The sequence below is a fragment of the Pseudomonas sp. NFACC14 genome (genome assembly GCF_900106885.1).
GTDB classification, from domain to species: domain Bacteria; phylum Pseudomonadota; class Gammaproteobacteria; order Pseudomonadales; family Pseudomonadaceae; genus Aquipseudomonas; species Aquipseudomonas fluorescens_AA.
Genome location: NZ_FNOA01000053.1, coordinates 1 through 3,145 on the forward strand (window position 1 = coordinate 1; position 3,145 = coordinate 3,145).

At 62.7% G+C, this 3,145-nt stretch carries 2 protein-coding genes; both read left to right on the forward strand.

Going from position 1 to position 3,145, the window contains the following annotated elements; translation table 11 throughout:
• The coding region (locus BLU85_RS30025; RefSeq protein WP_256572921.1) for a phosphopantetheine-binding protein at nucleotides 1-618 on the forward strand (618 nt) is incomplete at its 5' end.
• Between the two features lie 447 nt (nucleotides 619-1,065).
• A partial coding sequence (locus BLU85_RS30030) for a condensation domain-containing protein (RefSeq protein ID WP_139208080.1) occupies nucleotides 1,066-3,145 on the forward strand: 2,080 nt, incomplete at its 3' end.

Sequence of the window (3,145 nt, forward strand, 5' to 3'; positions counted from 1 at the left end):
AACGACGACCAGGTGAAGATCCGTGGTTTCCGCATCGAACTGGGCGAGATCGAAGCCAAGCTCGCCCGGCACGACGCCGTGAAAGAGGCGGTGGTGCTGGCCCGTGAAGACGTACCGGGTGACAAGCGTCTGGTCGCGTATTTCACCCAGCATTCGCCAGGCCAGGCAGTGGGCGTAGGCCATCTGCGTGGGCATCTGCAAGCGCAATTGCCGGAGTATATGGTGCCGGCGGCCTATGTGCGCCTCGACACCTTGCCGTTGACCCCCAACGGCAAGCTCGATCGCAACGCCTTGCCACTTCCCGACAGCGAGGCGTTCGCCACTCATCTTTACGAAGCCCCCGTGGGTGACGTGGAAACGAAGCTTGCTTCGTTGTGGGCCGAGCTGCTGAAGGTCGAGCGCATCGGCCGCCACGACCATTTCTTTGAACTGGGCGGGCACTCGTTGTTGGCCGTGGCGCTGATCGAACGCATGCGCAAGGAAGGCATGGAAGCCGATGTCCGTGTGTTGTTCGGTCAACCGACGCTGGCGTCTGTGGCCGCGGCGGTGGGGCAGGTACAACGCATCGAAGTGCCCGAGACGAAGATACCGGCGCTCACGCGTCAGCGACGCATCTGAGTCCGATGGGAGAGAGCCTGTCTGCCGGTATGACGCCATCGCGAGCAGGCTCGCTCCCACAGTTTTCCGCGGCGCCGCGCAAATCCTGCTGGCCCTAAATCCCTCTGTGGGAACGGGCTTGCTCGCGAAAGCGAAGTGTCTGTCACGCAGATGTTGAATGTGCCACCGCCTTCGCGGGCAAGCCCGGCTCCCCCAGGATTTACGTCCGCTTGCTCCCCGCCGGGACTTGTCCCTGCTTCCCATGACAGACATGACCTACTGAATGCTCTAATTTTTTTTGGCCTGTAAGGAGACGGACCTCCTTCGGTTGAACATGACGATATTCATGCATCGGCCCGCACGCGGTGATCGGCCCGTCCACCGCCAATTCTCGCGTCCAGGCGACACGCCGTATCTGAAAGCCACATTGATCGTCAACCACTCCGAACCAGAAAAGCAGGTCCTTCGATGCAATTCAGCGAACTGATGGCAGTGCTTTCCAAGCACCCGATTCGTCTCCAACAGGATGGCGAAAACCTTGTGATCGAGGGCGATGACGAAGGGCTGGAGAACACGGTATGGGACAGTCTGGCCGTCCATAAGCGTGAACTGCTCGCCCTGGTGGAGAGAAACGGTGGCGACTGGTTGAGCCCGGCGTTCCGCATCACACCGGACATGTTGCCGCTGGCGAGCCTGACCCAGGAGCAGATCGACCGGATCGTCGACGGCGTACCCGGTGGCGCCGGCAATGTCCAGGACATCTATCCGCTGGCGCCGTTGCAGGAAGGCATTTTCTACCATCACCTTGCCGCGGAACAGGGTGACCCCTATGTGTTGCAGACCTTGTTCGGAGCAGACCAGAGGGCTCGCCTGGACGATTTTCTCCAGGCCTTGCAAGGCGTGATCGATCGCCACGACATCTTGCGCACCTCGGTGGTGTGGGAAGGGTTGGAGGAACCGATGCAAGTGGTCTGGCGCGAGGCCACTCTGGCGCTGGAAGAACTGGTGCTCGATCCGGCCGAGGGCGATATCGATTGGCAACTGCATCAGCGTTTCGATACCCGACACCACCGTCTGGACGTGGGTCGGGCGCCGTTGATGCGCCTGGTCTGTGCGCAAGACCGGGCTAACAACCGCTGGGTGGCGATTCTGTTGTTTCATCACATGGCGCTGGACCATGCAGCCCTGGAGCTGGTGCAGCATGAAATGCAGGCATTCCTGCTCGGCCGGACCGATGAATTGCCTGAACCGGTACCTTTTCGCAACTACGTGGCACAGGTGCGCCTGGGCATCAGTGCTGAGGCCCATGAAGGGTTCTTCCGCGAGATGTTGGGCGATGTCGATGAGCCGACCCTGCCATTCGGCCTGCAAGAGGTGCAGGGCGCAGGGCCGGGCATTGAGGAAGCTACACTGGCACTCGCCAGCCGCTTGAGTCTGGACTTGCGGACCCAGGCGCGTCTGCTCGGCGTGAGTGCAGCGAGTCTGGTTCACCTGGCCTGGGCGCAGGTGCTGGGCCGGGTGTCGGGCCGGGACGATGTGGTGTTTGGCACCGTGCTGATGGGGCGGATGCAGGGCGGCGAAGGGGGCGACCGCGCCTTGGGCATGTTCATCAATACTCTGCCGTTGCGGGTGAACATTGGCGGGCAGGGCGTACGCGCCGGGGTCAAGACGACCCATGCACGGTTGACCGCATTGCTCGGTCACGAGCACGCCTCCCTGGCCTTGGCCCAGCGTTGCAGCGGCGTGGCTGCACCCGCGCCGCTGTTCAGCGCCTTGCTCAACTACCGTCACACCGGCACCGCGACTTCGACCGAAGCGGTGTCTGCCTGGAACGGTATCCAAGTGCTCGGTGGCGAGGAGCGGACCAACTATCCGCTGATGCTCTCGGTGGACGATCTGGGTGAGGGCTTCAGCCTGACCGTCCAGGCTGTGAGCGGGATCGACGCGTCGCGGATCTGTGCCTATATGGAAACGGCGCTGGCGACTTTGGCGCAGGCGTTGGAGTGTGCACCTGCGTCGTCGCTGGCCGATTTACCGATTCTGCCTCCGGCGGAGCGCGAGCAACTGCTGGTGACGTTCAATGCCACCGACGCCGAGTATCCGCTGGAGCAAACCATTCATGGGTTGTTCGAGGAACAGGTGCGGCGCACGCCGGATGCGCTGGCGGTGCTGCATGGCGGTCAGCGCCTGACTTATGCTGAATTGAACGAGCAGGCCAACCGCCTGGCGCATTACCTGCGTGGACAAGGTGTGCGGCCGGATTCGCGGGTGGCGATCTGCGTCGAGCGTGGTGCCGACATGGTGATCGGGTTGCTGGCGATCCTCAAGGCGGGTGGCGGTTATGTACCGCTGGATCCGGCCTATCCGGCGGATCGGATTGCCTACATGCTGGCGGATAGCGCTCCGGCGGTGGTGCTGGCGCAGGCGGCGACAGTGGGGTTGTTGACCGGTGTTTCGATGCCGGTGATCGACCTCGGTAGCGGGCTCTGGCAGGACGAGTCCGTCTCGAATCCGCAGGTGCCTGAGCTGACCTCGTCCCATCTGGCCT